The sequence below is a fragment of the Streptomyces varsoviensis genome, assembly GCF_000718635.1.
In the GTDB taxonomy this organism is placed as follows: Bacteria; Actinomycetota; Actinomycetes; order Streptomycetales; family Streptomycetaceae; genus Streptomyces; species Streptomyces varsoviensis.
Genome location: NZ_JOBF01000012.1, coordinates 209,431 through 232,441, shown reverse-complemented (window position 1 = coordinate 232,441; position 23,011 = coordinate 209,431). Strand labels below are relative to the sequence as shown.

Below are 23,011 nucleotides of genomic sequence, written 5' to 3'. Positions count from 1 at the left end.
TGACATCTCGTCAGACGTTGTAGATGTCGGTCTTGTACCGGGCCAGGTTCGCCGGGTCGCGGAAGAACTCGATGGTGCGGGCGAGGCCCTCTTCGAGGTGGTGGGCGGGGGCCCAGCCGGTGGCGGCGCGCAGCCGTGAGGCGTCGCAGAGCAGCCGCATCACCTCGGAGGCGGCGGGCCGCACGCGGCGGGTGTCCTCGCGGACCTCCAGTTCCGCGTCCATGAGCTTGCCGATGAGGGTCACGAGGTCGCCGATGGAGATCTCCCGGCCGGTGCCCGCGTTGAAGGTCCGGCCGACGACGTGTTCGGCGGGCGCGGTGCCGACGGCGAGGAACGCGGCGACGGTGTCCTTGACGTAGCTGAAGTCGCGGGTGGGGCGCAGGTCGCCGAGGTCGAGCGAGCGCTCCCCGGCGGCGACGCGGGCGATGACGGTGGGGATCACGGCGCGCATGGACTGGCGGGGGCCGTAGGTGTTGAAGGGGCGCAGGGTGACGACGGGCGTCTCGAAGCTGGCGTGGTAGCTGTCGGCGAGCCGGTCGCCGCCGGCCTTGGACGCGGCGTACGGGGACTGCGTGTTGATCGGGTGGTCCTCGGTGATCGGCACGGTCAGCGCGGTGCCGTACGTCTCGCTGGTGGAGGTGTGGACGAGGCGGGGCGTCCCCAGGTGGCGTACGGCTTCCAGGACGTTGAGGGTGCCGGTGACGTTGGTCTCCACATAGCTGTGCGGCGCCCGGTAGGAGTAGGGGATCGCGATGAGGGCGGCGAGGTGGTAGACGGTGTCGGCGCCGGTGACCAGGCCGGTCACGGAGCCGGGGTCGCGTACGTCGCCGAGCACGATCTCGGTCTCGGCCAGCACCTCCTTCGGCAGCGTCTCCAGCCAGCCGAACGAGGAGAAGGAGTTGTACTGCACCATGGCGCGTACCCGCCGGCCGGCGGCGACGAGCGCCTCGACGAGGTGGGAGCCGATGAAGCCCTCCGCGCCGGTGACGGCGACGGGGGCCTGGGGGGTTGCGGTCATGCGGATGCTCCTCTAGTGCGACATGCCGCTTTTTGCGGCATGTTTCCTCTACGGGCTTGCGTACCGTTCAGGGGTGCTGGTGCCGTTCAGCGGTGCGTGGTGATCCGGCCGAGCCGCGCGGTGGCGACGGCGAACAGGGCGGCCGCGGCCCCGCCGCACAGGGCGAGTTGGGCGGCGGTCGGCCCGGCCGACCGCAGGGTGAAGGCGACCGCTTCCCCGGCGGCCGCGCCGATACAGAGCAGGGCGGGGGCCCAGGCGGTGCCGAGCGCCTGGAGCAGCAGCCCCGTCCACAGCACCGCGCCCAGCAGGAGCAGGGCGAGGTCGCGCGGCACGGTCAGCGGCGGGCTGCCGGGCCACAGCGCCGTCGTCGCGAGGGCCAGTACGGCCAGCGCCCCGAGGTAGGTGCTCAGGCATATGGCCAGCACCCGCATGGCGCGCAGCAGCAGCCCGCCCGTGTTCGTGCTGTGCGCGAGGGCGCGCAGGGACAGTCCGCGGCAGCGGTAGAGCAGCCACTCGGCGGCCCCCATGCTGAGGGTCAGGGCGATCACGACGGGGCCGGAGGCGGGCGCGCCGTCGCCGTACCAGAGCCGGTCGCCGAGGGCCGCGAAGGTCGTCAGAACGCCGCAGGCGAGGCCGAACAGGCCGTACGGGACGGACGCGGTCAGGGGCGCGGCGGCCGGGGCGGACGGCGGGGCGTCGCGGGTGGCGCGTACGGTCGCGCGGGCCGCGGCCCCGGCCGCGCCGCCGACGGTGGCGAGCAGCGGGAGGGTGCGCGCCCAGCCCGGCAGGTCGGCCGTAAGGAGCAGGGCGGCCCCGGCGGCCGTGGGCAGCAGGCAGTACAGCAGCAGCCGTTCGCCGCCGAGGACCAGCAGGACGGTGGCGGCCCCCAGGTAGAGCGCCTGGCCCGCGGAGAAGGCCGTCACCCCGCCGGGGGCGGGGAAGGCCAGCGCGCAGGCGAAGGCGAGCAGGGCACCGAGCGGCGCGCCGAGCCGCAGGGTCCGGGCGCAGGCCGCGGGGCCGCCGGAGGCGAGCCGGCCGTAGGCGCGGTGGGCGAGCCCCTGGTTCCAGGCCCAGGCGACGAGGGCGGAGGCGACGAGCGCGGCGATGCTCGCCGTCCGCTGCTCGCGGGAGGCCGCGAGGAAGGGTTCCGCCAGTCCGTAGCCGAGGCCGGGGAGGGTGAAGACGACCGCGCGCAGCAGGGACTGCCAGGGCGCGGCCTGCCAGGGGTCGGGCCGGGGGCCGGGTTCGGGGTAGGCGCGGGGCACCTTGGCGAACAGGTCCTCGGCGAGTTCGAAGGCGTCGCGGCGGCCGTAGCGTTCGGCGGCCTGTTCGGCCGTCATGCCGTCGGCTTCGAGGACCGCGGCGATCTCGTCGGGGTGCACGGCGGCGGCGCAGACCTCCGCCAGTTCCTCGGCGAGTTCGTCGAGCGGGTCGGCGGCCCAGCCGGGGCGGCGGCGCGGCCGGGCGGGGCCTTCGGCGGCGGCGCGCAGCCGGCGGGTGGTGGCGGGGCCGCCGTCGGGCGGCGGCCCCCAGTGCAGCCGCGGTACGGGTTCCGGGTCGTCGGGAGGCACGAGTCTGAGTAAGCCGCTCATCCGGCACCGCCCGCTGCCATGGCCATGGCGGGGGCCTCCGCGGCCGCGAACCGGCCCGGGGTGCCGGCGAGTTCGTGGTAGATGTCGCGGAAGGCGGTGATCGTCTGGCGGAGCGTGAACTGCTCGATCACCCGCAGCCTGGCCGCCTGGCCCATCTTGGTGCGCTCCTCCTCGTCGCCCAGCAGCCGCAGCGCGGCGCGGGCCATCCGCTCGGGGTCCCTGGGCGGCACGACGAGTCCGCTGTCGCCGACGGCCTCGCGCACTCCCCCGACGTCCGTCGAGACGGTGGCGCGGCCGCAGGACATGGCCTCGATGAGGGTGAAGGGGAAGCCCTCGCTGATGCTGGAGAGCATGACGACGTTCCCGGCGGCGTAGGCGTCGCGGATGTCCTCGACGCGTCCCTCGAAGGTGACCGCGTCGGCCGCGCCGAGTTCGGCGGCGAGCGCTTCGCAGCCCTTGCGGTAGCCCTCCGCGCCGCGCGGGGTGCCGCCGAAGATCCGCAGCCGGGCGGCCGGCATCTCGGACCGTACGATCGCGAAGGCGCGGATGAGGGTCTCCAGGTCCTTGATGGGGTCGACGCGGCCGGCCCAACTGAGCGTGGGTTCCTCGGGTTCGGGTCCGGCGAAGGGGAAGGCGGCGGGGTCCACGCCGTTGTAGACGGTGCGGATGCGGTCGGGCGAGGTGCCGCCGTGCTCCTCCCAGCGCCGGTTGTAGCGGTTGCCGGGCGTGACGAGGGCGGCGCACCGGTAGCTCTCCTGGGCGAGCAGCCGGAAGAAGCCGAGCATCAGCGCCCGTACGGGCCAGCGGTAGGGCTCCTTGCGGAAGCCCAGATAGCGTTCGCGCAGGTAGATGCCGTGCTCGGTGAGGAGGAACGGCGTGCCGTGGCGGTGGTGGGCGAGCAGTCCGGGCAGCGTCGCGAGGCCGCCGCTGACCGCGTGCGCGACGCCGCCGGGCTCGGGGCGCGCGGCGAGTGGGCGCAGCGCGTGTTCGAGCAGGTCGGTGGCGGTCAGCGCGTCGTGCAGGGTGGGCCGGGCGGCGGCGGTGGGCAGCCGGGGGTCGGTCCACAGCCGGGCGAGGGTGCGGGCGGCGGCCTCCGAGCGCAGCGCCGCGGAGAGGGTGCCGCGCTCGGCGTAGTCGGCCAGCCGGTAGAGCTCGTCGGAGAAGTGGTACTCCTGGTCGGGGTCGAGGAGCGCGCACAGGAACTTCTCGTAGCCTTCCAGGAATTGGCGCATGGCGCGGCGGCGCGGGGCCGGGCCGTCCGGCGCGGCCCCCCACAGCGGCAGGCATACGCAGCTCTCGACGTTGCCCGGGAGCTGCCAGGCGAATTTCTCCTGGCCGGTCCCGGTCACCGCGATGATGTTGAAATCGACGTCCGGCATGCCCTGGACGAGTTGGTCGCACCAGACGCTCACGCCGCCGTGGCTGTGCGGATAGGTGCCCTCGGTGAGCAGCGTCACCGAGACGGTGCCGAACCCCGGTCCGGCGGGCGGTTCGTGCATGGAAGTCGCTTCTCCCCGATCGGTACTTCCCTGGAGACGGTGCGGAACGGCGGTCCTCCTACCGCCGGTTGGTGTCTCCGGGGCCGTAGCTCACCGGGTGGCGCACGCCGGCCGGTACCGGGAGTCCGGCGGCCGGGGGCGGCAGTTGCGCGGCGGGTCCGGCGTGTGTCGCCGGGGCCGGGGTGAGCGCCGCGGGGAGGTCGAGGGCGATGTCACTCTGCCCGGCGGCGGGCACGGCCCAGCCGGAGCGCTGCCCGGCGTAGGCGTCGCCGAAGGGCGCCTGGGAGTTCCCGGTCTTCTGGACGGTGCCGTCCGGGGCGGTGACGGGGGCCTTGACGCCGGCGGGCGCCTCGACGGTGACGGCCGAGCCGATCCGGTAGGCGGTGACCTGTCCGGCGGCCACGGCCCGCTGCCAGTCGGCCCGTTCGCGCAGCTCCGCGCCGGCGTCCCGCATCCGGGGGTTGACCAGCGGGGTGCTGTCGGCGAACAGCGACTTGTACTCGTCGAGGATCTTGTCGAGCACGTGGTAGCCGATGCGTTCCTCGGCGAGGTTGGACTGGTGCATGAAGTGCGGGCGCGGGTCGTTGCCGAGCACGTGGCCGAGGGCGATCCGGGCTTCGAGCGGCACGATGTACGAGGCGTAGCCGGTCTCGGTGTCGAGCGGTTCGGGCAGGCAGGTCGTGGTGGTGGAGTTCTCGCAGGTGCCGCTGCCGCCGTCGGACTTCTTGCCGTAGATCCAGTTGTACTCGTCGACCTCTTCGGCGGCGGTGCCCGCGTTGTAGAAGACGTTCATCGGGTAGCGGGGCACGGTGAGCGCGGGGCCGACCTTGCGCTGGCCCTTCTCGCGGGAGGTGTCGCTGCCGAGCCAGGTGGCGCCGGTCGCGGTGAGCGAGGGCGCGAGCTCGGGGTTGTCGTCGGGCTGCTGGGGGGTGGTGGAGAGGCCGGAGTGCTCGCCGGTGACCAGCTCGTGCGGCTCGACGGCCAGCCCTTCCTTCTTGGCCCAGTCGAGGTTGTCCTGGATCTGCGAGACGATCTCGGAGCGCGGGGTCCACCGCGGTTTGCCACTGGAGTCCGTCTGGCACTTCCAGGGCACGACGCTGAGGTCCTGTACGCAGCCGAGCCAGGCGTGGGTCAGGGTGTGGTTGATCCAGCGGAACGCGCCCTGGTCGGCCACGATCTTGTCGGCGAGCGGGTCCTGGCCGCGGTGCTCCGCCTTGTACTCGACGCTGCCGCCGCCGTTGTAGGCGAAGTCGATCTTGATGCCGCGCTGCTGCGACCACTGCTTGGCGTGCTCGGCGTCGTCGGTGGTCATGCGGATGGGGCTGGTGTCGGGCTCGGTGCCGCCGGGGCAGTCGACGTCGCCGGGGGTGCAGTTGAGGTCGCTGTCCCAGCGGTCGTCGGCGGCGAAGAGGTCATCGACGTGGATGGAGAAGTAGTTGTGGGAGGCGCCCAGGTGGACGCCCTGGGTCAGCCACTCCACGATGCCGCGCGAGACGAGCCGCTGCTGGCTCTGGTACTCGTTGTAGACGAAGGTCACCACGAGTTCGCTGCGCCCGTCGTGCTGGTACTCGCCGATCAGGGAGCCGCGGGCGGAGCTGCCGGGGATCGCGGTGTCGAGGAGGCTGGTGAAGGTCGCGCCGTCCTGCTGCTTGGCGAGCGGCACGGCCGCGTAGCCGTAGCTCTCGTTCACGGACGGGTCGTTGTCCTCGAAAGGAACGTTTCCACGGAGGTACTTGAAGGGTCCGGCGGCGCCGGCGGCCGTCACCTGCGCGACCCGGCCGTCCAGCGGGCCGATGTAGCCGGAGTCCTGCGCGAGTTCGAGGCCGACGGCCGGGCGGGCGTAGGTGTAGGCGTCCACCTGCCGTATGCCGAAGCGCTTCTCGTACGCGGCCAGCGCGTCCATTTCCGGGGAATCGGCCCCGAAGGGGTTGTCGTTGGGCAGTACCACGCCCTGGTACTTGGCGCGCGGCCGTCCGTCGACGGTGTCGCTGAGGAACGCCTCGTCGATGCGGGGGCGGCCGCTGTCGGCGAGCCGGACGGTGGTGAACGGCGTGCCGGCGCCGGTCAGTTCGGCGCGGATCGCCGCGGTGGCGGGCTGCCCGTCGTCGACGACCAGGAGCCGTAAGTCGACTCTGGGCGTGTCGTCCGCGGCGCTCGCTCCGGCCGCCGGCAGCGCCATCGCGAGCAGTGCGGCGGCGGCGCAGGCCGATGCCAGTCGGGCCAGATGCCCCATGCTGATCTCCCCCCGGGACGGACCGCAGCGGCGCCGTCCGGTAAAGGCGCGTGCGCAAGCCGAAGAGCGCGCCCGCACGCGAAACCGATGTCGTCTTTCGAGTGCGGTGTGACCCCAACGGCGGCCGGAGCTCCCCACCCCGGCTCAGCTCGCCCCTCCTGCGCCCCTGCACGGGCCCCACGCCCACGCTCAACCGCACAGCCATATATTGCGGCAAACCGGAGTGCCGCGAGTCGCACACCGCCCAGGAAGCGGCCATCGCCCGCCCGCCCACTGTCCTGAATGCATGCGGCAACAATCACGCGGGCCACAGCGGAGCGGCGGTCGCCCGTGTCGGTGGCACATGTGGTGACCTGGACCGGTATTGGTCTAGTCCTCCTGATCGACTAGCCCGCTCCGATGTTCGTGGGGCGTGTGTCCGACGGACACGGCCGCCCGGAAATCGGCCGAATGATGGCCCTCCCAAATGTCAGGTACATACAGGAACGGGCGGCTCCGCCACACCCGCACCACTGGCCGGGGTGGCGGAACCGCCCGCTCCTGCTGTCCGAAGGAACCCGCCCGCCGGGCTCAGGCCCCCACGGGCTCCAGCACGAACAACGGAATCTCACGGTCCGTCTTGCGCTGATAGTCGTCGTACGGCGGGTACGCCTCGACCGCCCGCCCCCACCACAGCGCCTTCTCCTCGCCGGAGACCTCGCGCGCCGTGTACTCCTTGCGCTCGGCCCCGTCCTGCAGCTCGACCCGCGGGTCGGCCACCACGTTGAAGTACCAGACGGGGTGCTTGGGCGCGCCGCCCATCGAGGCGATCACGGCGTACGAACCACCGTGCTCCACCCGCATCAGCGGGGTCTTGCGGATCTTGCCGGACTTCGCGCCCCGGGTCGTGAGGATGATGACGGGCTTGCCCACTATCGTGTTCCCCTCCCTCCCCCCGGTCCGCTCGAACAGCTCGACCTGTTCGCGCACCTGCGGGTTCGGGCTCGGCTCGTACTCGCCCTCTAGCGCCATGGTGTCCTTCTCCTCGTCACAGAGCGGTCTCGCGGCGTCGTACCCGGCCGTTCCGCGGCCGGCGCCATTCGCGATCTTTGTCTACCACCCGGCCGCCGTCACCGCCGCGCCGACTCCGCCGCGTCGTCGATTCCCCGGAACCAGGTCGGCTCGTCCCCGGTGGCCTGCTTGATCCGCGTCATGGCGAACTCCTCCATGGCGGGCAGCGCGTCCAGCGAGAACCAGCCCACCTCCAGGGACTCGTCGTCGTTGACCTTCGCCTCCCCGCCGACGACGCGGCACCGGAAGCAGATGTCCATGAACTGACAGACGTCCCCGTTGGGGTACGTCACCGGGTCCAGCGCCTCGACCACCAGCACCCGCTCCGGGACGACGCGCACGGCGGTCTCCTCGTACACCTCGCGCACGGCCGTCGCGGCCGGCTGCTCGCCCGGCTCGGGGATGCCGCCGATGATCGACCAGCGGCCGTTGTCGGCCCGGCGGCCGAGCAGCACCCGGCCCTGGTCGTCGAAGACGATCGCGCTGACGCCGGGCATCCACAGGAGCTGGTGGCCCGCGGTCGCGCGGAGTTCTCGGATGAAGTCGGGAGTCGCCATGCCCCGAGGGTAATGGGCGTACCGATCATGCCGCGGGGACGACGCGGCCCGCCCCGAAGACACGAGACCCGGACCGCCTGGCGGCGGCCCGGGTTGGGCGTGACTCGGACATCGTCCGTACGTGGCCGGGAATCGGCCCGGCTACGGGCGGACGCGCACCGCGCGGCCGGGCGGCAGGTGCAGCAGGTCGCGGATCACCTGTACGGCGGTCTCGGCGTCGTCCACGGTCACGGTGAACGACCGGCCGTCGCCCAGCCGGACCACGACCCCCTCGCCCCGGCGCACCACGACGGCGGTGCCGATCTCGGGGCGCCAGCGGTAACCCCAGCCGCCCCACTGGCGCGGGGTGACGGAGGGCGCGAAGTCCGCGTCGACGACATGGGAGAGCAGGATGCGGCGGCGGGGCAGCCCCATGTGGCCGCAGCGGACCTCCAGGGCCTCCTTGTCGACCCGCACCGCCACGTGGACGAAGGCCAGGGTCCCGTACAGCATCAGCAGGCCGACCGCGAGGCAGCCGACCACGGCCATCACGAGCGGCGCGAGCCCGGAGGTCCAGGCGGAATCGACGGCCAGTTGCACGCCCAGGGCCACGCAGGCCGCGCCTGCGGCGGCCAGCAGCCACTGCACTCTGTTGGTGGCGCGCCCGGTCCATACATCGGGGATGTGCGGGGTCACGCCCGGCTTCTCGTCCTCGGTGTGGTCCTTCATGGAAGGCAGCCTACTCATATTCGGGCATGGCAGCAGGGGGCCGAACGTCCCGCACCGTCCGTACCCATGTTCACCCTGGTCCATTCCTCCAGGTCGGCCCCTGTTGTCAGGCCGGACTGACCACCGCCAGAACGCGACCCTCCGAATAGGTGAGCGAGGCCGGCTCCAGAGCCGCCTCCTGGCCGCCGAGCAGCACCGTCAGAGCGCCGGTGGGCTCCGCCTCGGGGGCCGGCCGCTCGCCGATCCGGCGCAGCGCCTGGGCGGCGACGGCATCGGCCGAGCCGTAGAGCGCGGGCGGCGGGGCATCAGGCCGCCGCACCGCCGCGAGGATGCGCTCGGCCACCAGCTCGTAATGGGTGCAGCCCAGGACGACGGCCCTTACATCGTGCGGTGTACGACCGGCGGCCACCGCCACCGCGGCGTCCAGGGCCTCCGGGTCGGCGTGCTGCACCGCGTCGGCGAGGCCCGGGCAGGCCACCTCGGTGACCTCGACCCCGGCGGCGAAGTCGCGAATCAGCCCGCGCTGGTACGGGCTGCCCGTCGTGGCGGGGGTCGCCCAGATGGCGACCGGGCCGCCGCCGACCGCCGCGGGCTTGATCGCCGGGACGGTCCCGATCACGGGGATCTCCGGCTCCAGCTCGGCGCGGATCGCGTCCAGGGCGTGCACGGAGGCGGTGTTGCAGGCGACGATCAGGGCGTCGGGGCGGTGCGCGGCGGCGGCCCGTACGCAGCCGAGGGAGAGCTCGGTGACCTCCTCGGCGTTCCGGGGGCCCCAGGGCAGTGTGTCGGGCGCGGAGGAGAGCACCAGGTCCGCGTCCGGTCGCAGCCGGCGCACGGCGGCCGCCGCGGCCAGCAGCCCGTTACCAGAGTCCATCAGCGCGATCTTCACCCGATCACCTTACCGGGGGCGGCCTCCGGGCGGGCGTGCGGGGGCGGCCGCCGGGGATGTCCCTCCGCCGCCCTCCGCGGCGCTCGTGCGGGGGCCTCCTCCCGTGGGGGCGCCCCTCGCCGGCGGCCTCCGCCGCCCTCCGCGCCGATCGCGTGGGGGCCTCCGCCGGCCCGGCGGGCGGGTGAGGCAGACTGCGGCGGGTGAACGCGTTGACCTGGATCGCCGTCGTCTCCCTGGCCGCCTGGGGGTGGCTGCTGCTGGGACAGGGCTTCTTCTGGCGTACGGACGTCAGGCTGCCGGACCGCGCGCCGCCCGCCGAGTGGCCGTCCGTCGCGGTGGTGGTGCCCGCCCGCGACGAGGCCGAGGTGCTGCCGCTGAGCCTGCCCACCCTGCTGGCCCAGGACTACCCCGGCCGGGCCGAGGTCTTCCTGATCGACGACGGCAGCTCGGACGGCACGGGAGCGCTGGCCCGAAGGCTCGCGGCCGAGGGTGGCGGGCTGCCCCTGACCGTCGATGCGCCGGGCGAGCCGGAGCCCGGCTGGACGGGGAAGCTGTGGGCGGTGCGGCACGGGATGGCGCTGGCCCGCGCCCGTACGGACGCCGAGTACCTGCTGCTGACGGACGCCGACATCGCGCACGGCCCGGACAGCCTGCGCGAGCTGGTCTCCGCAGCGCGCACCAACGGCCTGGACATGGTGTCGCAGATGGCCCGGCTGCGGGTGGTGACCGCCTGGGAGCGGCTGATCGTCCCGGCGTTCGTGTACCTCTTCGGGCAGCTCTTCCCGTTCCGCTGGGTCAACCGGCCCGGCGGGCGGACGGCGGCAGCGGCGGGCGGCTGTGTGCTGCTCGGCGTGGAGGCGGCCGAGCGGGCGCGGATTCCGGAGGCCATCCGGCAGGCGGTGATCGACGACGTGACGCTGGCGCGGGCCGTCAAGGGGACCGGCGGGCGGATCTGGCTGGGGCTCGCGGACCGGGTGGAGAGCGTCCGGCCGTACACGGGCCTGGGGCCGCTGTGGCGGATGGTGTCGCGGAGCGCGTACGCGCAGTTGCGCCACAACCCGCTGGTGCTGCTGGGCACGGTCGCGGGGCTCGCGGTGGTGTACCTCGCGCCGCCCGTGGCGCTGGTGGCGGGGGCCGCGGCCGGCGCCGCCGCCCCGGCGCTGCTCGGCGGCTGCGCCTGGGCCGTCATGACCGGCAGCTATCTGCCGATCCTGCGCTACTACCGGCAACCGCTGTGGCTCGCCCCGCTGCTGCCGCTGACCGCCGCGGCGTATCTGGCGATGACCGTCGACTCCGCGGTGCAGCACTACCGGGGCCGCGGCGCGGCCTGGAAGGGGCGTACGTACGCCCGCCCCGAGGCCGCGCCGTGAGCGGACCCTATTTCCGGCCGGGCGTCCAGTTCATGCCCCAGCCGTAGGCGCGGTCCAGGGTGCGCTGCGGGCTGACGCCGCGGTCCGGCACGAGGTAGCGGGCCTCGCGCTGGATCATCAGGTCGTCGCCGGTGTTGGTGATCAGGGCGAGCGCGGCGACGGTGGAGGGCACGGTGCACTCGTCGAGCGAGAAGTCGATGGGTGCGCCGCCCTGCGGGGTCAGGGTGACCGTGGCGTGCAGGTTGGCGAAGCTCCTGGCGCCCTCGTAGATCGTGACGAAGACCAGCACGCGGGCGATCTCGGCCTTGTGGTCGAGGTTGATCGTGAGGTTCTCGCCGGCCGCCGAGGCGCCGGTCCGGTCGTCGCCGTCGAGGTGGATGTACGGGGCCTGGCGCAGCGAGCCGAAGGAGTTGCCGAGCGCCTGGACCACGCCCTTGGTGCCGTCGGTGAGTTCGTAGAGCGCGCCGAGGTCGAGGTCGAGGTCGGCGTGCATGGCCATGGCCTTGCCGAGCTTCTGGCCCCAGCCCTTGAACTGCTTGCGGACCTCCCAGTTGAGGTTGACGCGCATCGCGCCGGAGGTGCCGCCCTGCTTGGTCAGCGAGACGGACGGCGCTTCCTTGGTGAGCGTCACCTTGGTGAGGCGCACCGGGGCGGGCGCGGGCGGGGCGGGCGGCGGCGCGACGGGCGGCGCGGGCGGCTGCGGCGCGGTCTGCGCGGGGGCCGCCGGCGCGGGGGCGGCCGGCGGCATCGGGGCGGGCGGCGGCGGTACGGGCGCGGGCTGCGCGGCGGGCACGGGGGCGGCCTGCTGGGGCTCGTCCACGCTGATCCCGAAGTCGGTCGCCAGGCCGGCGAGCCCGGTGCCGTACCCCTGCCCGACCGCGCGGAACTTCCACGCGCCCTGCCTGCGGTAGAGCTCGCCGAGGACGAAGGCCGTCTCGACCGTGGCGTCCTCGCTGTCGAACCGGGCGAGTTCCGCGCCGCTCGACGCGTCGAGCACCCGGACGCACAGCCCCGGCACCTGGCCGAAGGAGCCGCCGTCGGCGGAGGCCGCGATCACGATCGTCTCGATGGCGGGCTCGACGCGGTCGAGGTCGACGGCGAGCGTGTCGGTGACCGCGCCGCCCGCGGGGCTCTTGCCCTCGTGGCGCACCGCGCCCGAGGCGTGCGCCGGCTGGTTGTAGAAGACGAAGTCCGCGTCGGAGCGGACCTTCCCCGAGAGCAGCAGCAGCGCGGAGGCATCGACGTCCGGCACTCCGGCGCCGGTGCGCCAGCCGAGTTCGACCCGCACCGTCGATGCCGGAATCTGCACATTGGCGCCCTTGCGCATGGTCATGCTCCACCCCTCCGAACGGGCCGTCGACGCGGCCGGTCTGTACCCGGTCCCAACGTACCTCGGCGACCGCTTTTCGCAGGTTCGCTCGCTTTGCGGCGCCCACGGGCAGGCCGCGGCGCGCCGCACCGCCCGTACCGGACGCTCCGCTCGCGGGCGAACTCGTCGGCGGCACAGCCGAGTTGTACGGAAGGTTCGGCTCCGCTCCGGCGGCCGTCCCCCGAGCACCCCCCGAGCCCGGACCGTCCCGGGCCGGCGCGCGAGGGCGCCCCGAGGCCCCGAAACCCCTGTGACAGGGGCGGCCAATCATGCGGGTGTGTCCTGATGTGCCCCTTGTGGTCCGACCTGTGTATTTGCAGGTCAGAAGGGGGTTGGTGCTACCTTCCCGTAGACCGGGCCTAGGCGGTGGGCTTAACTTATGGGCTATGACCTCCCCCCGCAGTTCCTACGGCGGCGGCTACTACGCCGCGTCGTCGTTCCCGGACACCCCTATCTATGACAGCCTCGTCGCCGAGCGGGGCACTCCGCAGATCGCGCCGATCCGGGTCCCGTCCCCGTACGACTCCAGCGGGCACTTCCCCGCGCTCCCGGCCGCGCTGCCCGCGCTGCCGTCGGGGCCGTCCCAGCAGACGCCGCCGCAGGGCTACCCCGCCGCGGCGCAGCAGCCGGCGCTCCAGCAGGCCCCCGCGCCGTACATCCCGCAGCAGGCGGGCGGACCGCGCGGCTACCCGGGTCCGCAGCAGCAGTACCAGCAGCGCCCGGCGGCGCCCTCGGGTCCCGCGGGGGTCCCGGGGCCCGCGGGGATCTCGGGGTACGAGGCCATGCGGCCCGTCGCGCCCCGCCCGGCCCCGTCGCCGTACGACGAGCAGTACGGCCGCCAGTACCCCCAGCAGGGGGGCTACTGACCTGGCCGATCGCTCAATTGTCCGACCCGGCTGGCAAACTGACCGCATGCCTGACAACCCAGTGTTGAACGCGGTCCATGTCTATCCGGTGAAGTCGGTCGCGGGGTTCGCGCCAGGCGAGGCGGCCGTGGAGCCGTGGGGGCTCGCCGGGGACCGGAGATGGGTGCTGACCGAGCCCGACGGCAGGATGATCACTCAACGGCAGCAGCCGCGCCTCGCCTTGGCGTCGGCGCGTCCGCTGCCCGGCGGCGGGGTCCGGCTCACGGCCCCGGGCGGTGAGCCGCTGGACGTCGCGGTGCCGGACGAGATCTGCACGGTCACGGTGCAGATCTTCCGGGACAAGGTCGAGGCGGTGCCGGCGGGCGCCGCCGCCGACGCGTGGGCGAGCGACTTCCTCGGCGTCGAGGCCCGGCTGCGCTATCTCGACGCCCCGCAGCACCGCCGCCCGATCAAGCCCGAGTACGCCCGGCCCGGCGAGACCGTGAGTTTCGCCGACGCCTTTCCGCTGCTGCTCACCACGGCGGCCTCCCTCGACGCGCTCAACTCCCTGATAGCGCAGGGCGACCACGCGGACGAGGGCCCGCTGCCCATGAACCGCTTCCGGCCCAGCGTCGTCATCGACGGCGTCGCCCCCTGGGCCGAGGACGACTGGCGGCGGGTGCGCATCGGCGAGGTCGCCTTCCGGGTGGCCCAGCCCTGCGCGCGCTGCGTGATCACCACGACCGACCAGCGCACGGCGGAGCGCGGCAAGGAGCCGCTGCGCACGCTCGCCCGCCACCACCGCGTCGGCGATCAGCTCGTGTTCGGGCAGAACCTCGTCCCCGAGACCACGGGAACGCTGCGGGTCGGGGACGCGTTCGAGGTCTTGGAGTAACCCCGCGGCGGCCCGCCCGTCGCCCCGCGTCGGCGCACCACCGCGGCGCCCCGCGTCAACGCACCCCGGGGGCCTCCTGGTGCAAAGGGTGATTTTGCTCTCTCCCCCGCCGCCTCGCGCATGTAACCCCTCAAGTGAGGTATTTACGGACGCGGAAGGGGGTGCAGCACCGTGCACAAGACTCCGGTCATCTGGCGGTGGCGGCACAACCCACTGCGCCGTGGAACGGACCTCGTCGAGGCGTGGGTGGGGCTGATCGCCGTACTGCTGATGCTGGTCGCGGCCCCGGCGGCCGGCTGGGCCGTGGGCTCCCTCGCCCACGGCGCGCTGCGGCAGACCGTGCGGGAACAGCAGCAGCACCGGCATCTGGTCACCGCGACCACCGTGCGGCTCATGCCCAGGCCGCCGATGGAACCCGACCCCGAGACCGCCTCCGGACACCGCCCGCAGCACCGCCGGGTGCTGGCCAACTGGACCGCGCCGGGCGGCAGTACGCACACGGGCGTCGTCAGCGCCCGGCGGGTCGCCGCCGCCGGCGACCGGTTCCCGCTGTGGACCGACGACAGAGGCCGGGCCGCCGCCCGCCCCATGGACACCACCACGGCCGCCGCCCACGCCGCCCTCGCGGGGCTCGGCACGGCCGGTGCGTCGGCCGGGCTCGTCGAGGGCGTCCGCCGGCTGATCGTGCGGCGGCTCATGCGCAGAAGGTACGCGCGCTGGGACCGCGCCTGGGCCCGGGCGGGCCAGACCTGGGGCCGGGCGGGCGCGGGGAGCTGACCGGTCAACTCCCGTCCCCCGCGCACGCTACGGTGGTGCCGCCAGTACACGTCAGTACGCGGTGAACGTAACCACGAGGTGGGGGCACAACAGCACCATGGCACAGGGCTCGGTCCAGGTGACGCACACCGGCACATCGCGGTGGCGGCGGCGTACGGGAGAGTACGCCTCCCTCGCCGCGGCCCTGGAGGCCGCGGCCGACGGGGACGTGCTGTCCATCTCCCCCGGCACGTACCGGGAGAACCTCGTCGTGGTCCGGGCCGTCACGCTGCGCGGCAGCGAGAGCGCGCGCGGCTCGGTGCGGATCGCGCCGACCGAGGGCGTGCCGCTGACCGTACGGGGCTCCGCGGCCCTGCACGACCTCTACGTCGAGGGGCAGGACTCGACCGTGCCCGCGCTGCTCGTCGAGGACGGCGCACCGGAGTTGACCGGCCTGCGGGTGGCGACCCGCTCGGCGGTGGGCATCGAGGTGCGCGGCGGGGCCCGGCCCACGGTGCGCCGCTGCACCGTGGACAATCCGGGCGGCATCGGCATCAGCGTGCTGGACGGGGCGGGCGGCGTCTTCGAGGAGTGCGAGGTGGTGGCCGCCGGCCAGTCCGGGGTCGCGGTGCGCGGCGGCGGCCATCCGCGCCTGGAGCGCTGCCGTATCCACCACGCCTCGGGGGCCGGGCTGGCGATGACCGGCGAGGGCACCGCGCTGGAGGCCGTCGGCTGCGAGGTGTACGAGATCAAGGGCAGCGGCGTGCAGGTGGCCGCGCGCGCCACCGGGCACCTCACCGACTGCCAGGTGCACCGGACCTCCGCGGACGGCGTCACCCTCGACACGGACTCGGTGCTCACGCTCTCCGACTGCGACATCCACGACATCCCGGAGAACGCGGTCGACCTGCGGTCGCGCTCGGTGCTCACGCTGACGCGCTCCACGGTGCGCCGGTTCGGCCGCAACGGCCTGTCCGTGTGGGACCCGGGCACGCGGGTGGACGCCAACCAGTGTGAGATCAAGGAGAGTACGGGCGACTATCCGGCGGTCTGGGTCAGCGACGGGGCGACCGCCGTCCTCGACTCCTGCCGGGTGCGCGACGTGCCCGACGCGCTGTTCGTCCTCGACCGCGGCTCCCGCGCCGACGTCGTGGACAGCGACATATCGCAGGTCCGTAACACGGCCGTGTCGGTGAGCGACGGCGCCACCGCGCAGCTCGACGACTGCCGGATACGCGACGCGGCGACCGGGGCGTGGTTCCGCGACCACGGCAGCGGCGGCACGCTGGCCAACTGCACCATCGACGGGGCGGCGACCGGCGTCATCGTCACCAAGGGCGCGGACCCCGCCATCGAGCGCTGCACGGTGACCTCGCCCATCGAGGCGGGGTTCTATGTGTCGGCGGAGGGCCGCGGCACCTTCCACGGCTGCCGGGTGACGGGCAGCAGCGGCTACGGCTTCCACATCATCGACGGCTGCCGCACGACGCTGACCCGCTGCCGCACGGAGCGGTGCGCGCGCGGCGGCTACGAGTTCGCCGAGGACGGCCCGGTCAGCGAGGACTGCACGAGCGACGAGAGCGCGACCCTCATCGACACGGCCCCCATGGCCCCCATTCCCTCGGTCTCCCCCGCCGCCGGGCGCGGGCCCTCTTCGGCCCCGGTGGAGCCGGCCGTGCAGACCGTGGGGCTGCTGGGCGGGGTGCCGGGGCCGCGCGCCCCGGAGCCGGGCGCGCCCGAGCCGACGGCCGCCGGCGCCGTACGGCCGTCGGCGGAGGTGCTCGGCGAGCTCGACGCGCTGGTCGGCCTGGAGAGCGTCAAGCGGGAGGTGCGCGCCCTCACCGACATGATCGAGGTGGGCCGGCGCCGTCAGCTCGCCGGGCTCAAGGCGGCGTCGGTCCGCCGCCACCTCGTCTTCACCGGCTCCCCCGGCACCGGCAAGACCACCGTCGCCCGGCTCTATGGCGAGATCCTCGCCTCCCTCGGCGTGCTGGAACGCGGCCACCTGGTGGAGGTCTCCCGGGTGGACCTGGTCGGCGAGCACATCGGCTCGACCGCCATCCGCACCCAGGAGGCGTTCGACCGGGCGCGCGGCGGGGTGCTCTTCATCGACGAGGCGTACGCCCTCTCCCCCGAGGACTCGGGCCGGGACTTCGGCCGGGAGGCCATCGACACGCTGGTGAAGCTGATGGAGGACCACCGGGAGGCGGTCGTGGTGATCGTCGCCGGGTACACCGCCGAGATGGAGCGCTTCCTGTCCGTCAACCCCGGGGTGGCGTCCCGCTTCTCGCGCACCATCACCTTCGGCGACTACACGCCGCGGGAGCTGCTGCGCATCATCGAGCAGCAGGCGGAGGAGCAGGAGTACCGGCTCGGCGAGGGCACCTCCGAGGCGCTGCTCAAATACTTCACCGAGCTGCCCAAGGGGCCCGCGTTCGGCAACGGCCGCACCGCCCGGCAGACCTTCGAGGCGATGGTCGAGCGGCACGCGGGCCGGGTGGCGCAGCTCCCCGACCCGAGCACCGACGAGCTGACGCTGCTCTACTCGGAGGATCTGCCCGAGCTGCCCTGAGCGGGCCCCGGCTGCGCCGGTATCCGGGGCGGTCCCAGCCGGGCGAGGAGTGCCGCGCGCTCCTCGGCGAAGCCGGGGTCGGCCTGGTAGTCGGAGTGGCCGAGGATGGGCACGGGCAGCGGGTGCTCCATCGTGCGCCCGTAGGCCAGGGGGTCCTTCAGGGGCCCGCGGTCGACCTCGGGGCCCGCGTTCTCCGGCAGCCGGATGGGGCCGCCGATCGGGTCGGTCAGCCGCCACAGATTCCGCCAGCAGTGAATGTCCGCGTGCAGCGAGGCGAGCTGCGCGGGGCCGAAGTAGGCGGGGAACCAGCGCCCGTAGAGCCGCTCCAGGGGGCAGCCGTAGGTGAGCAGGGCGACGCGCTTGCGGGTGCGCCGGTCGAGCTGCCAGACCGCGGCGGCGGCGAGGACGCTGCCCTGCGAGTGCCCGGAGATCACGAGCCGCCCCTCGGTGCGCCGCGTCCAGGTCTCCATGCGCCAGGTGAGGTCGGGGACGGCCCGCTCCGCGTAGCAGGGCGGCGCGAAGGGGTGGGCGGCGCGCGGCCAGAACGTGCCGACGTCCCACAGGATGCCGATGGTGCGGCGCGCGGACGGGTCGCGGTAGGCGCGCCGGCCCCAGGCCAGCAGGAGCACGAAGACGAGCCCCATGAACCACGAGCCGAGCGTCTGGGCGGTCTGCGCGCCGGCCTCTATGAGACCGGTCGTCCCCTCGGCGGCCTTGCCCGGCACCTCCTGGGTGCTCCAGGCGCCGGCGACGGCGACGCCGCCCAGGACGAGCGTGACCGAGGAGACCGTGCCGACCACCCAGGGGGCGGCGTCGGTGAGGCCGGCGCGCGCGATGGTCCCGGCGATGGCGCCCGTACGCGTCTCGTCGGGGCGCTCGTCCGGGTAGCCGTCGGGGATGGTGCGCAGCAGCCGCTGTTTGCGCACGCGGGTCGCCCATACGAAGTAGAGCACCAGGAGCAGCAGCGCGGAGAGCAGCACCGGGATGATCGACGCCTGCCAGGACAGCACCACGGGCGGCCCTTCGACGGCTCCCTCGCCCATGCCTGGCGTACGGCCGCGGTCGAGCCAGTCGGCGATCCACTGGGCGACCCCGCCGGACAGGACGCCGCCGAGCGCGCAGGCGAGCATCGCGACGGCGGGCCCGGCGAGGCCGCGCAGCGGGGACCGCTCCGCGGGCGGCCCCTGGTAGAGCGCGCGGGCGGCGACGGCGAGGCCGACGACGAGGACACCCTGGGCGAGGGCGATGCCCCCGAAGGCGCCGTTGCCGGGCAGCATTCCGCTGGAGGTCCAGCCGGGGCGGTCCCAGGCGGCGTGCACCACGGAGAGCAGCAGCACGGCGAAGGAGATGAGGGGCAGCGCCCGGGCGGTGGCCCGGTCGAGGGCGTCGTCGGCGCGGGTCTCGCTGCGGCCGCGGCGGCACACCACGTAGACGATGAACGCGCCCGTGGAGATCACCAGGGCGTGCAGCCACCATCCGGCGGCGTCCAGCCAGGGGTCGCCGTCCGGCCGGCGGTCGTAGCGGGACGCCGCCCAGGAGATCGCGGCGGCGACGGTCAGGAACCCGGCCGCGGTGTGGGCGGCGCGCAGCCGGGCCACGAGCCGCCGGCCGTACCAGAAGCCGGGCAGGCAGAGCGCGGGGCGGCCCGCGCCCGCCGGGTCGTCGTCCTCCAGGGGACGCCCGGCCGGCTGCTGGGACTCGTACGCGCTCCAGGTGCGGTGCGAGAGGAACCAGAGGAGGGCCACTATGGCGGCGGGCACGGCGGCCGCCAGCGCGAGCCGCCTGCCGGGCTGGCTCCACCAGCCGCCCCCCTCCGGCGCCATGAAGCCGAGCCAGGACTTCCCGATGGCGCAGGAGGCCGTGCCCGCGCACTGCCAGGCCGTGAGGTCCAGGGCGACCTCGCAGGCGGCGGCGGTGAACAGGACGGTGAGGCTGAGGGCGACGAGCCGCATGATCAGGCCGTACGCGCGCACGGTCCGGGCCCGGCCCGTCGCCGAGGGCCGCATCCAGTGGGCGAGGTTGGCGACCATGAAGGGGAGCAGCACCAGCCACAGGGCGCGGGAGCTGTCGCCGGAGGTGAGGTCGCACCAGACGTACGCCTCGCGGACCGGCTCCTCGCGGCCGTCGGCGGGGCGCTGCTCGGCGTCGGGACGTTGCTCCGCGTCGGCGGGGCGCTGCTCGGCGTCGGCGTCGCCGGAGCGGCGGTAGATGCCGGCGGTGGTGTCGCCGGTGACGCGCTCGATGCGCGCGTCGTTGAGCATCTCCTGCGGGGTGGTGCCGCCCACCCCGTGGACGAGCAGCTCCAGCGCGGGGCGGTCCCGCTGCCCGCCGCGGGCCGTGCCGCTCGTCCGGGCTTCCTGTGCTGCAGTGTCTTGTGCTGCGGTGTCTTGTGCTGCTGACGCTTCGTCGTGAGCGGCCGGTGCCACCGTGTCCCCCGATCCCGGTGTGGTGGTTCGCTAGGAGGATTGTGCCCTCGGGCACTGACAACACCCGCGGCCGGGCGGGTGAGGCGAAATCGTGATCCGGACGGTACGGGCCGGATGACGATGGGAACGCTCGGGCGAGTGGCTGTCATACCCGCGTGGGAGGATGAGCCCGCGAGAACGCGCGACAGCGCGCGACGGCCGATCGGAGAGGTCGGAAAGGACGGGCCGGGTGAGCGACAACCAGAACCTCCTCGCGGAGCAGCGGCGCGCCCTGATCCTCGACGAGGTCAGGCGGCGCGGCGGGGTGCGGGTCAACGAGCTGACCCGGAAGCTGAACGTGTCGGACATGACGGTCCGTCGCGACCTGGACGCGCTCGCCCGGCAGGGTGTGCTGGAGAAGGTGCACGGCGGGGCGGTGCCGGTCGCGGAGGCGAGCACGCACGAGCCGGGCTTCGAGGCCAAGTCGGGGCTGGAGCTCAGCGCGAAGGAGGACATCGCCAGGGCCGCCGCGCGGATGGCGGTGCCCGGCAGCGCCATCGCCCTGGCGGGCGGCACGACCGCGTTCGCGCTGGCCCAGCAGTTGCTGGAGGTGCCGGACCTGACGGTGGTGACGAACTCGGTGCGGGTGGCCGACGTGTTCTACAACGCGCAGCGGGCGGCGGCGAGCGGCGGCGCGGGGCCCCGGCCCGGCGCCGCGACGGTGGTGCTGACGGGCGGCGTCCGTACGCCGTCGGACACGCTGGTGGGGCCGGTGGCGGACGCCGCGATCCGCTCCCTCCACTTCGATGTGCTCTTCCTGGGCGTGCACGGCATATCGGTGCGGGCCGGGCTGTCCACACCGAACCTCGCGGAGGCCGAGACCAACCGGCACTTCGTGCGCTCCGCGCGGCGGGTGGTGGTGGTCGCGGACCACACCAAGTGGGGGACGGTCGGGCTGAGTTCGTTCGCGGCGCTGGAGGACGTGGACGCGCTGGTGACGGACGCGGGGCTGCCGGGTCCGGCGCGCTCGGAGATCTCCGAGCATCTGTCGGAGCTGGTCGTGGTCGGCCCCGAAGGCGTCGGCTCCGAAGGCGACGCAGACACCTGACGCCCTGTCAGCTATGGTGTGCCCCGCCCGGTCACGTCGCCGATCCCGCTGGGGGTGCACGTTCCATGGCACGCCGACTCCGCCCTGTCGGGCTCGACTTCGTGGACACCGCCCCGCTGCGCCTGGTCTTCGCCGCCGACGCCGCGGCGCGGCCGGAGGCCGTCTACCGGGCGCTGGCCGAGAAGGTCACCGAGTGGCCCACGTGGTACCGGGCGGTCACCCTGGCCCGCCCGGTCGACGGGGCGCGGGGCCGCGAGGTCCGGCTCGTCGGCGGCGTCCGCTTCATCGAAACGATCATGGCCGCCGAGGCGCCGGAACGGTACGCCTACCGCGTCGACGAGGTGAACACCCCCGGCGTCCGCGCCCTCCTGGAGGAGTGGCGGCTCGCCCCGCTCGGCTCCGGAAACGACGCCGGCACGCGCGTGCGCTGGACGTTCGCCGTGGACGCGGCGGCCCCGGTGCGGGCCGCGCTGCGCCTCTCCCGACCGGGGTTCGGACGCGCCTTCCGCGACGCGGTACGGACGCTGGACCGGCGACTGACGGCCGTATGACGTGCGGGGGGGGCGGCGAGAAGTCCGGGCAGACTCGGCGGGCCCTGGCGGCGGGCCGACCGGGCCGGCGATGCGGACGCTGGACTGGCGGCTGACGGCTGACGGCTGACGGTCGTATGACGTGCGCGGGGGGGGGACGGCGAGAGTCCGGGCAGACTCGGCGGACCCTGGCGGCGGGCCGACCGGGCCGGCGATACGGGCGCTGGACCGGCGGCAACTGACGGCTGACGGCCGTATGACGTGCGCGCCGGGGCGGGGCCTGCGGCGGGCCCGGTGGGGGGCCTGGCAGCAGGCCAGCGGAGGCTACTCGGGCCAGCGGCCGGTCGCGAGGAAGGACGCGAGGGTTTCGGCGTACGGGGCCATGTCCAGGCCCTGGTCCTCCAGCCACGCGTCCGAGTAGTACTTGTCGAGGTAGCGGTCGCCCGGGTCGCAGATGAGGGTGACGACGCTGCCGGTGCGCCCCTCGGCGACCATCTCGGCGACGATCTTCAGGGCGCTCCACAGCCCGGTCCCCGTGGAGCCGCCCGCCTTGCGGCCGATCGCCCGCTCCAGGGCCCGTACGGCGGCGACGCTCGCGGCGTCGGGGACCTTCATCATGCGGTCGATCGCGCCGGGTACGAAGCTCGGTTCCATGCGGGGGCGGCCGATGCCCTCGATGCGGGAGCCGCGGTCGCTGCTCGCGTCGGCGTCGTGGTCCCGCCAGCCCTCGAAGAAGCAGGAGTTCTCGGGGTCGGCGACACAGACCCGGGTGTCGTACTGCATGTAGTGGACGTAGCGGGCGATCGTCGCGGAGGTGCCGCCGGTACCGGCCGTGGCGACGATCCAGGCGGGCTCGGGGTGCCGCTCCAGCCGTAGCTGGCTGTAGACGGACTCGGCGATGTTGTTGTTGCCCCGCCAGTCGGTGGCCCGCTCGGCATAGGTGAACTGGTCCATGTAGTGGCCGCCGGAGCGCTCCGCGAGCGCCGCCGCCTCCTGGTACATGGTGCGAGGGTCGTCCACGAAGTGGCACTGCCCGCCGTGGAACTCGATCAGCCGGCACTTCTCCGCGCTGGTGGTGCGCGGCATGACCGCGATGAAGGGCACGCCGACGAGGTTGGCGAAATACGCCTCGGAGACGGCCGTGGAGCCGCTGGACGCCTCGATGACGGGCCGGTCGGGCCGGATCCAGCCGTTGCACAGCCCGTACAGGAAGAGCGAGCGGGCGAGGCGGTGCTTGAGGCTGCCGGTGGGGTGGGTGGACTCGTCCTTGAGGTAGAGGTCGATCCCCCACCGCTCCGGCAGCGGGAAGAGCAGGAGGTGGGTGTCGGCGGAGCGGTTGGCGTCGGCCTGGACCTTGCGGACGGCCTCCTTGAGCCAGCTCCGGTAGCCGGTGTCGGTGCGGTCCACGTCGAGCGTGGGGGTGGCGGGGCCCCCTGGGACCGGTCCCGTCGCGTCCGCCGCCCCCGGTCGTACTGTGCTGTTCACGCCGCTCCTCACGATGACTTCCGGGCTCATCGGGAGCTCTCGGACGTTTCGATCATAATTGGGCACTGGTGCACGAGCCGTCTCGCAGGCAGACTGCGGGCAGGCGGTTGGTTCGACTTTCGACCGGGGA

Annotated in this window: 18 protein-coding genes; 7 read left to right on the top strand and 11 right to left on the bottom strand. The window is 73.9% G+C overall.

Translation table 11 applies throughout. The features are described 5' to 3' along the window. Positions 1-10: 10 nt before the first annotated feature. The 8 genes from IF55_RS18345 to IF55_RS18310 form a co-directional block, all read right to left on the bottom strand. Positions 11-1,018, bottom strand: coding sequence for an SDR family NAD(P)-dependent oxidoreductase (locus IF55_RS18345; RefSeq protein ID WP_030883014.1), 1,008 nt, complete (start codon positions 1,016-1,018; stop codon positions 11-13). 86 nt (positions 1,019-1,104) lie between these two features. Then, positions 1,105-2,589, bottom strand: a complete 1,485-nt coding sequence (locus tag IF55_RS18340) for a hypothetical protein (protein WP_048832135.1) — start codon at positions 2,587-2,589, stop codon at positions 1,105-1,107. 17 nt (positions 2,590-2,606) lie between these two features. Beyond that, positions 2,607-4,109 carry a GT4 family glycosyltransferase PelF gene (gene pelF, locus IF55_RS18335; RefSeq protein ID WP_030883010.1) on the bottom strand — a complete coding sequence of 501 codons (1,503 nt, stop codon included), beginning with the start codon at positions 4,107-4,109 and terminating at the stop codon, positions 2,607-2,609. 58 nt (positions 4,110-4,167) lie between these two features. Beyond that, positions 4,168-6,342, bottom strand: coding sequence for a hypothetical protein (locus IF55_RS18330; RefSeq protein WP_030883007.1), 2,175 nt, complete (start codon positions 6,340-6,342; stop codon positions 4,168-4,170). A 570-nt stretch (positions 6,343-6,912) separates the two neighbouring features. Further along, positions 6,913-7,353, bottom strand: coding sequence for a nitroreductase family deazaflavin-dependent oxidoreductase (locus tag IF55_RS18325; protein ID WP_030883005.1), 441 nt, complete (start codon positions 7,351-7,353; stop codon positions 6,913-6,915). Between the two features lie 98 nt (positions 7,354-7,451). Further along, positions 7,452-7,949, bottom strand: a complete 498-nt coding sequence (locus tag IF55_RS18320; RefSeq protein ID WP_030883003.1) for an NUDIX hydrolase — start codon at positions 7,947-7,949, stop codon at positions 7,452-7,454. Positions 7,950-8,090: 141 nt separating this feature from the next. Further along, positions 8,091-8,657, bottom strand: coding sequence for a hypothetical protein (locus IF55_RS18315; RefSeq protein ID WP_030883000.1), 567 nt, complete (start codon positions 8,655-8,657; stop codon positions 8,091-8,093). A 106-nt stretch (positions 8,658-8,763) separates the two neighbouring features. Next, entirely contained in the window at positions 8,764-9,531 is a 768-nt protein-coding gene (locus IF55_RS18310) for a glutamate racemase (RefSeq protein WP_106980424.1), read from the bottom strand. A 215-nt stretch (positions 9,532-9,746) separates the two neighbouring features. On the opposite strand from IF55_RS18310, the gene IF55_RS18305 reads away from it, so the two are divergent. Then, complete coding sequence (locus tag IF55_RS18305; protein ID WP_030882995.1) at positions 9,747-10,916, top strand: glycosyltransferase; 1,170 nt, start codon at positions 9,747-9,749, stop codon at positions 10,914-10,916. A 7-nt stretch (positions 10,917-10,923) separates the two neighbouring features. Here the strand turns inward: IF55_RS18305 and IF55_RS18300 are convergent, their stop codons facing one another. Continuing rightward, positions 10,924-12,249 (bottom strand): TerD family protein, encoded by a 1,326-nt coding sequence (locus IF55_RS18300; protein ID WP_030882993.1) that lies wholly within the window; start codon positions 12,247-12,249, stop codon positions 10,924-10,926. 422 nt (positions 12,250-12,671) lie between these two features. Here IF55_RS18300 and IF55_RS18295 point away from each other — a divergent pair, with 422 nt between their 5' ends. The 4 genes from IF55_RS18295 (at position 12,672) to IF55_RS18280 (ending at position 17,353) form a co-directional block, all read left to right on the top strand. Next, a complete protein-coding gene (locus IF55_RS18295) occupies positions 12,672-13,151 on the top strand; it encodes a DUF6643 family protein (RefSeq protein WP_030882991.1) in 480 nt (159 codons plus the stop codon). Positions 13,152-13,197: 46 nt separating this feature from the next. Further along, a complete protein-coding gene (locus IF55_RS18290; RefSeq protein WP_030882988.1) occupies positions 13,198-14,025 on the top strand; it encodes an MOSC domain-containing protein in 828 nt (275 codons plus the stop codon). Between the two features lie 171 nt (positions 14,026-14,196). Continuing rightward, positions 14,197-14,802, top strand: coding sequence for an Rv1733c family protein (locus IF55_RS18285; protein WP_030882986.1), 606 nt, complete (start codon positions 14,197-14,199; stop codon positions 14,800-14,802). Between the two features lie 97 nt (positions 14,803-14,899). Next, positions 14,900-17,353: a right-handed parallel beta-helix repeat-containing protein gene (locus IF55_RS18280; protein ID WP_030882984.1), complete on the top strand. Its 2,454-nt coding sequence runs from the start codon at positions 14,900-14,902 to the stop codon at positions 17,351-17,353. On the opposite strand, the gene IF55_RS18275 is transcribed toward IF55_RS18280, so the two are convergent. Continuing rightward, positions 17,323-19,779 (bottom strand): hypothetical protein, encoded by a 2,457-nt coding sequence (locus IF55_RS18275; protein ID WP_398245321.1) that lies wholly within the window; start codon positions 19,777-19,779, stop codon positions 17,323-17,325. The genes IF55_RS18280 and IF55_RS18275 overlap by 31 nt on opposite strands. Before the next feature lie 229 nt (positions 19,780-20,008). On the opposite strand from IF55_RS18275, the gene IF55_RS18270 reads away from it, so the two are divergent. After that, the gene (locus tag IF55_RS18270) at positions 20,009-20,866 is read left to right on the top strand and encodes a DeoR/GlpR family DNA-binding transcription regulator (RefSeq protein ID WP_030882980.1); all 858 of its coding nucleotides are present in this window, start codon (positions 20,009-20,011) and stop codon (positions 20,864-20,866) included. Between the two features lie 65 nt (positions 20,867-20,931). Beyond that, positions 20,932-21,417 carry an SRPBCC family protein gene (locus IF55_RS18265; RefSeq protein ID WP_030882979.1) on the top strand — a complete coding sequence of 162 codons (486 nt, stop codon included), beginning with the start codon at positions 20,932-20,934 and terminating at the stop codon, positions 21,415-21,417. A gap of 303 nt (positions 21,418-21,720) precedes the next feature. Here IF55_RS18265 and cds1 read toward each other — a convergent pair whose 3' ends face one another. Further along, a complete protein-coding gene (cds1, locus tag IF55_RS18260) occupies positions 21,721-22,803 on the bottom strand; it encodes an L-cysteine desulfhydrase Cds1 (protein WP_048832133.1) in 1,083 nt (360 codons plus the stop codon). Between the last annotated feature and the right edge of the window lie 208 nt (positions 22,804-23,011).

What these genes read in the sequence shown, in the direction of transcription:
- pelF (WP_030883010.1), bottom strand. Translation starts at nt 4,109, where the DNA reads ATGCACGAACCGCCCGCCGGACCGGGGTTCGGCACCGTCTCGGTGACG.
- IF55_RS18265 (WP_030882979.1), top strand. Translation starts at nt 20,932, where the DNA reads ATGGCACGCCGACTCCGCCCTGTCGGGCTCGACTTCGTGGACACCGCC.
- IF55_RS18280 (WP_030882984.1), top strand. Translation starts at nt 14,900, where the DNA reads ATGGCACAGGGCTCGGTCCAGGTGACGCACACCGGCACATCGCGGTGG.
- IF55_RS18315 (WP_030883000.1), bottom strand. Translation starts at nt 8,657, where the DNA reads ATGAAGGACCACACCGAGGACGAGAAGCCGGGCGTGACCCCGCACATC.
- IF55_RS18290 (WP_030882988.1), top strand. Translation starts at nt 13,198, where the DNA reads ATGCCTGACAACCCAGTGTTGAACGCGGTCCATGTCTATCCGGTGAAG.
- IF55_RS18300 (WP_030882993.1), bottom strand. Translation starts at nt 12,249, where the DNA reads ATGACCATGCGCAAGGGCGCCAATGTGCAGATTCCGGCATCGACGGTG.
- IF55_RS18330 (WP_030883007.1), bottom strand. Translation starts at nt 6,342, where the DNA reads ATGGGGCATCTGGCCCGACTGGCATCGGCCTGCGCCGCCGCCGCACTG.
- IF55_RS18325 (WP_030883005.1), bottom strand. Translation starts at nt 7,353, where the DNA reads ATGGCGCTAGAGGGCGAGTACGAGCCGAGCCCGAACCCGCAGGTGCGC.
- IF55_RS18295 (WP_030882991.1), top strand. Translation starts at nt 12,672, where the DNA reads ATGACCTCCCCCCGCAGTTCCTACGGCGGCGGCTACTACGCCGCGTCG.
- IF55_RS18320 (WP_030883003.1), bottom strand. Translation starts at nt 7,949, where the DNA reads ATGGCGACTCCCGACTTCATCCGAGAACTCCGCGCGACCGCGGGCCAC.
- IF55_RS18310 (WP_106980424.1), bottom strand. Translation starts at nt 9,531, where the DNA reads ATGGACTCTGGTAACGGGCTGCTGGCCGCGGCGGCCGCCGTGCGCCGG.
- IF55_RS18345 (WP_030883014.1), bottom strand. Translation starts at nt 1,018, where the DNA reads ATGACCGCAACCCCCCAGGCCCCCGTCGCCGTCACCGGCGCGGAGGGC.